The sequence below is a fragment of the Rhodococcus sp. NPDC019050 genome (assembly GCF_055664235.1).
In genome coordinates, this window is the sequence record NZ_JBVOON010000028.1 from 21,710 (window position 1) to 27,938 (window position 6,229).

Sequence of the window (6,229 nt, forward strand, 5' to 3'; positions counted from 1 at the left end):
CGCGGCGCTGCGGTAGAGCAACCAGACGACACGAGGGACATCAGTTTCCCTACTCGAAAGCTGTTTCTGAACAGGGCGATCGTTTGGCCAGACAGTGTGGTGTGGCGTCGGCGGTCAACACTGCGGTAGGTGTCTGTTATGGGCCGAGCCAGGGGTGGTGGGACCAGTCCCCTGATGTGGTGATAATGGCTGCGACAGGGGTGTTGGTGAGGATGTCGGCCCATCCAGCTTCGGTCATTTTCGTCTTCCATCGGAAGTTTCCGGTCATGCCGAGGGCATTGCTGAGGCCGATCGTCGATTGGATGGCCATCTGTAGGACTGCGGAGATGGAGTTCTCGGCGTGGTGGGATTGGATTGAGATTTTGCCGCTGGGTGTCACGTTGACGATCCCGGCCCGATGTGGCGGAGTTTCGGCACCATCCTGGTGGGCGAAGCCGTGACGGACTTTGACCATTGCGGTGAAGAAGTCCGCGGCGTCTGTGCCTTGGTAGCTTGTCCGGTCGATGCGCCAGTTGCTGCCGTTTCCGTTGTTGGACTCGGCCGGGCTCGTCGTTACAACGATGTCCCAGTCGGGCCGCGGGTCGTACCGGTACAGCGTCCAGAGCATCTTGGCGACGTTGTAGGGGCTGGGTGTTTGGACCATCCCACGGGTCCCGTCGATCTGGTACCAATCGCTGGGGGGTTTTAGTGCAGGAATGGCGTTGGCCGCGGCGATCGCGAGATCCTCGAAGAATGCTTCTGTGGCCCCCACTGCTGCGACGACGACTGCCCGGTTGAGGGAGCGCTGATGGCCGGGGGGTGCGCCGGCACCGGTTTTGTTGCCCTGGCTGACTCGCCGGTTTGCCAGATCCGCGTTTTTCAGTCGGATGGTCTCGAGGATGTTCTGTGCGTCGGAGAGGTACGAGACCAGGTTGTCCAATGAGTCCTGAAAAGGGTGACGGGCCACGTGGTCTCCTGCTTAGTCGTCGTCGGGGTGAGTTGTCGTATCTTAGGGCCGCAGCAAGTCGGGCCAATTTTCTGGGCCGACGTCATCCTGAGGCCGTGCCCTTCATTCAGTCTTCGGGGGGCTGCTGGAGCACGGCGGGGTTGTGTGTCGGTTGCCCGGGGATGTGTGCCGGTGTGCTCGGCGTACTGACGTAATAGGTCGAACTTGCCGGCCCGCGGAGCCTCGGCCGGCGACATCGGCGGGGATGGGGAAGGTCTTCAAAGGATGGCTTGTCGGCGGGTGTCGTAGAGGGAGTCGGCGCGGTGGACGGTCTGTACGACGATGTCGAGGACGGTGGCGAGGCTGTGGTAGCTCGGTGTGTAGTCGGCTTGGATGGTTCCGTTGCCGATGTCGCGGCGGTTGGACTCGGCGGCGAACATCTGGAAGGACCAGAGTTTGCCGTGTGACATTCCCGAGCAGGCCCGCCAGGCAAGTTCGGTGGACTTTACGGTGTTCGGGGCGTCGTCGATGTCTCGGACGATGGCGCCGTATCCCTGCCACCGGCAGTCCTTCAGCGAGAGACCGGCCCTGTCGAGTAGCGCGCTCATGCCGGTTTCCCAGCGGTCGGGGTCGTGGTCGTCGCTGAGCCCAGCGGCGGCGATGGCTTTGGATGCTTCTTTCTCATTGTCGACCGCGATGGCGACGCGGCGTTGGAGGCGTGTGGTGCGGTCGTCGGGGTCGAGTAGCCAGACGGCCGTTGCCACCGATTCGAGCGCGCCGCGAATGAGTAGGTAGGGGGCGTAGTGCTGGGGACCGGTCTTCTTGAGTAGTTGGTCGAGGCCCCACAGACAGTCCAGCGAGTGGTGGAGCGCACGGTCGACGCTGTGTCCTACCTGTAGGCCGGGCATCCGCTGGTGGTCGAGGGCGAGGCTGCTGTGCGGGTGGATAGGGTAGCCGGCGGTGGTTCGTTTGTGTTCGATCGGTCCGAGCGTGCCGAGTAAGCGAGATGTCGCGACTCGTCCGGCCTCGTTGGCGGCTTCTTGTGTGGGGGTTGTGGTCACGTAGGGAGCGTATGCGGGTGCTCTGACCGAAGTTGCTGGTCGGGGCGTGTTCAGCGTTCCCAGCCGGCTTTGTATTCGGGGCAGTAGATGTTGATACCGAGGGCGGCGATTGTTGCGGCGTCGTCCTCGGTGAGGCCGGTTGTTCTTGTCGGTAGTCGCTTCTTGGGACTCCGCTGACGAGCCGAGTTCGGCCCGCAGTGGTGCAAGATCCCAGTGTGAACACGACCGAAGGAATCATTGGGTTCATTGCGGTGGTGGGGTGCGCTCTCGCTGCCTGGGCGCTGTGGCGTACGCGGACGAAGCCGCCGTTTGACGCGGCTAGTGACGGCTTGCGGCTGTGGTTCCGCGTATCGGTCGGTACGGCCCTGGTCGCGGCATTAGCGTTGATCGCACTCTTTGTCGCCGGGCTCAAGTGGGATTGGCTTGCCGGCCGCTACGGTGGGGTCCTTGCCCCGCTGGGGGCGATCGTGGCGGCCGCGATCGCATCGGCTGGTGGTGCGCGGCTGGCAAAGGCCCAAGCACTCAACGCAGACAAGACACGGACGGAGGATGCGGAGAAAGAGCTCTGGAGCAGATTCGAGGGGGCAGCGAAGCAACTCGCTGATCAGGGGAACTTCATGATCCGGGTAGCGGGGGTGTATGCCTTCGTGGGGCTGGCCGGCGATTGGCTTCGGCATCACGACCGCCGAAAGCGGGTAGGAGTCCTCACCGCCCGGGTGCAGGCAGAATGCGAAACGATCACGGACACCCTGTGCGCGTATCTCCGCCAGAACACACACAAGACGGGTACTGAAGAGCACAGGTCCGGCGAACGAGTAGTAAACGAAGCGATCATCTCCCAGTTCCGAATCCATCTTTTTCTCGGGGGTAAGAACCGCGACGGGATCGAGACAGAGAAGGGCGCATGGGCCGGTCACGGGTTGCAATTGGACCTGCATGGGGTTGACCTCGAACGCTCGTACTTCGATCGGATGGACCTGAAGAGGGCGATCCTCACAAGGAGTGATTTGTTCGATGTCGACCTGACCCAGTCGTGCCTTGACGGAGCAGATCTGAGGAAAGCCGACCTGTGCGGTGCGGATTTGAGTGGAGCTTCCGTGAAAGGGGCGATTCTCGATGGGGTCAAGTACGACGCCAAGACGAGGTGGCCCACGCCCAGCTTCGGACTCCCGCCGGGCGCGCAGGAGATCACGCCACCTCGTAGTCACGTGACGGACGCTTCATCTTCGGCAAGTTCTGGTGCTACGGGGTCATAGCCGAGGATCAAGGCAACATCCCCAACAACGGATTTTGTGCGGTGTACTGCACCCGTTGAAAGCCTGTGTGCTGTGAGCTGGGGTGATGGCATGTCCCGGTGTGCCCTGCGTGTCAGCATGAGCTGAGTCCACTGGTTCACAGCAACCCCGCCTGCAGGGCGAGATACGGATCAACCCAACGATGACGATGTCCACCCAACGATGACGATGTCCACCCCTACAGCGGTCGAGGACAATGACCGCATGGCCTCCACTCACCCCCGCGCCGACGGACCCCGCCGGCGCGTGTTCAGCCCCGCCGACAAGCTCTCCCACCTGGCCGCGTACGAACAGGCCTGCGAGACGAACGAGGGCGGGGCATACCTACGCCGTGAAGGCCTGTACTCGTCGCTGATCAGCGAGTGGCGCAAACAACGCGACGCCGGGGTCCTCGACGGCAAGCAGCCCGGCGCGAAGATCGGCAAGCTCACCGCCGAGCAGGCCGAGATCGCCCGCCTCAAGCAAGAGCTCGCCCGGGCGAACAAGCGGTTGACCACCACCGAGGCCGCCTTGGACATCATGGGAAAAGCGCACGCTCTCTTGGACTCTCTCTCCGAGAGAGCGGATTTCGGCGACAAGCCCAACAAGCGCTGACCGTAGCGTGGACCGAACTGACCGAAGCCGGGGTGTCGACGAGGACGACCAGCACGCTGACCGGTGTGGTCCGCTCGACCGCGGTCCGGCGGCGCACCGCAGCCACCACACCGACCCCGCCGGTGATGTCGGCTCCGCCGGTCGAGCCGGCGAACAAGCTCACGCCGATCGAACGCCGCCGCATCCTCGAGGTGCTCGATAGTGATCGGTTTGTCGATCAGGCGCCGCTCGAGGTGTATGCGCAGCTGCTCGACGAGGGCATCTACCTGTGCTCGGTGTCCACGATGTACCGGGTGTTGCGGGAGAACGCGCAGGTCAGCGAGCGTCGCCGGCTTGCGCGGCATCCGGCGAGGACCTGCCCGGAGTTGGTCGCGACCGCGCCGCGGCAGGTGTACTCGTGGGACATCACGAAGCTTGCCGGGCCGGAGAAGGGCCGCTACTTCGATGCGTACGTGATGATCGACATCTACTCGCGGTACATCGTCGGAGTCCATGTTCACGCGCACGAATCGGGTGTGCTGGCGCGGGAGTTGATGGAGCAGATCTTTGCCGTACACGGCATTCCGCAGGTCGTGCACGCTGACCGTGGTACGTCGATGACCAGCAAGTCCGTCGCCACGTTGCTGGCCGATCTCGAGGTCACCCGTTCGCATTCGCGGCCGCGGGTTTCGAACGACAATCCGTATTCCGAATCGGTGTTCAAGACCCTCAAGTACGGGCCAGGGTTTCCTGATCGGTTCGGATCACTCAGTCAGGCAAGGGAATTCATGATCAGCTTCACCGAATGGTACAACCACGAACATCGCCACACCGGAATCGGGTTGCACACGCCCGCCGATGTCCACTTCGGTCTGGCCGCCGGCAAGGCCGCCGAACGCCGGCAGGTACTCGATGCCGCCCGTGCCCGGCATCCGCACCGCTTCGGCACCACCACCGCGCCGAAGATCCTCGACCTGTCCGACACCGTCTATATCAACCGGCCAGCCGACGATCCCGAGACCACAGTGGAGGACGACACGATAGCCGCCTGACACCCACTGGACTCAAACCGCTTGACACATTCCGAACGGCTGGACCGGCGACGCGGATCATTCGCTGCTCAGTTATCGATGTCCAGGTCCGTGGTTACTGCAACCGAAGCAACCCACTTCCCTTCGGCCTCGACAATTGAATGCGAGATCGAGATCACTACCGCCCCCTCACTCACGCACACTTCATTTGCGAAGGTGGCTGCTTGGTTGGACAACTCGCGGTGTAGCTCAGTAAGGGTGCTGTACGGACCAAGTTCGAGGGTGTAGACCTCATACGCGTGGTTCGTGCTCATTGCCTGAATGATACGGCTTGTGCATACACGGACATGCCGTGAAGTGTCAGTGTCGATTGATTTCGCCATTACGCCTCTGCCGCCGCGCCGAACTATCTACTTACCCGGCCGGGTGGTAGATGTACTGGATTCTTCATCTACCACCCGGCTGAGATCACTCATTGAGTGAGGACCTGGAGTCCCCACGATGTGGTTGGCGCGTCCGCAATTTCTAGGTCTTGCTGATCGGGGTCTACCCAGTTCACTGCAACAACCACATACGGAAAGTCATCGGCGTCGACACGTATGCGCACTCCTCCTTCGCCTTTGGCATACGTGCAACTGTGTTCCGAGTGGGCCATCGCCGGTGGCCCCTCGGAACACTGTAGGAAGTTGGCCTCCATTTCGTTCGGCGCACCGTCAGGACCTACGGAGCTGAACCGCTGAACGATCACTGCCCACGGTGCAAGATCGGTGTGGACATCGAGATCGAACACGCCGGCATCGACTTGGTTCCACTGAACAGGCAAATCCGGTTCGAAGCTGCCGCCGCCGAGTCGGTCCGGCCAGGACGCGGCCAGCAGCGGGATTTCACTCGACCCGATTGAAGCCCGGGGCAACTGCTCCAACGGTTCCTGAGCGGAGGACGGTGCCGGTCCGTCGAGGGATCCGCGATCAGGAACCGAAGTCGAACAACCTACTAGCACCGACATCAAGGCCAAGGTTGTTGAGGTGAGAATGCAGCTCAGTTGTCTTGACAGGTCAATTCACCACCCGGCGGATTGTCCATGTACGCGGCCTTGCGATCGGTTTGCCCATTCGGGAAGGTGTACTCCCCGGTTCCGATCGTCATCCAGCGAAAGTACTGTCCAGGCGTACAAGAAACTGCTGATACCACTTTCACGGTCCTTGCAGTTTTGATGTTCTGAGCCGCATTTCCACCATCGACAATGGTCGGGACTGCCCCCACTTCAGTTGACTCGTGGGGTTGAGCGGTTCAGGCCGCGTATGCGACTTGGTTGATTGTCTCAAACTCGATCGGGGTGAGCTT

The 6,229-nt window shown here is 62.0% G+C and carries 6 protein-coding genes; 2 read left to right on the plus strand and 4 right to left on the minus strand.

What is annotated here, in order from left to right; all coding sequences use genetic code 11:
- Positions 1–136: 136 nt before the first annotated feature.
- Both AC0B44_RS20675 and AC0B44_RS20680 read right to left on the minus strand, forming a co-directional pair.
- Entirely contained in the window at positions 137–946 is an 810-nt protein-coding gene (locus AC0B44_RS20675) for a hypothetical protein (protein WP_471904622.1), read from the minus strand.
- Between the two features lie 257 nt (positions 947–1,203).
- Positions 1,204–1,986, minus strand: coding sequence for a hypothetical protein (locus AC0B44_RS20680; RefSeq protein WP_283481432.1), 783 nt, complete (start codon positions 1,984–1,986; stop codon positions 1,204–1,206).
- A 215-nt stretch (positions 1,987–2,201) separates the two neighbouring features.
- Here AC0B44_RS20680 and AC0B44_RS20685 point away from each other — a divergent pair, with 215 nt between their 5' ends.
- Together AC0B44_RS20685 and AC0B44_RS20690 are read left to right on the plus strand one after the other, a co-directional pair.
- The gene (locus AC0B44_RS20685) at positions 2,202–3,242 is read left to right on the plus strand and encodes a pentapeptide repeat-containing protein (RefSeq protein WP_471904623.1); all 1,041 of its coding nucleotides are present in this window, start codon (positions 2,202–2,204) and stop codon (positions 3,240–3,242) included.
- Between the two features lie 243 nt (positions 3,243–3,485).
- A protein-coding gene (locus tag AC0B44_RS20690; RefSeq protein ID WP_471904624.1) for an IS3 family transposase occupies positions 3,486–4,906 on the plus strand; the annotation gives its coding sequence in 2 pieces (ribosomal slippage) (positions 3,486–3,849 and positions 3,849–4,906; 1,422 coding nt in all).
- A 68-nt stretch (positions 4,907–4,974) separates the two neighbouring features.
- Here the strand turns inward: AC0B44_RS20690 and AC0B44_RS20695 are convergent.
- The gene (locus AC0B44_RS20695; protein ID WP_059384860.1) at positions 4,975–5,199 is read right to left on the minus strand and encodes a hypothetical protein; all 225 of its coding nucleotides are present in this window, start codon (positions 5,197–5,199) and stop codon (positions 4,975–4,977) included.
- A gap of 158 nt (positions 5,200–5,357) precedes the next feature.
- Positions 5,358–5,807, minus strand: a complete 450-nt coding sequence (locus AC0B44_RS20700; protein WP_132476972.1) for a hypothetical protein — start codon at positions 5,805–5,807, stop codon at positions 5,358–5,360.
- Positions 5,808–6,229 lie beyond the last annotated feature (422 nt).

Excerpts from the sequence above, each read along its gene's own strand:
- AC0B44_RS20695 (WP_059384860.1), bottom strand. The coding sequence starts at position 5,199 with ATGAGCACGAACCACGCGTATGAGGTCTACACCCTCGAACTTGGTCCG.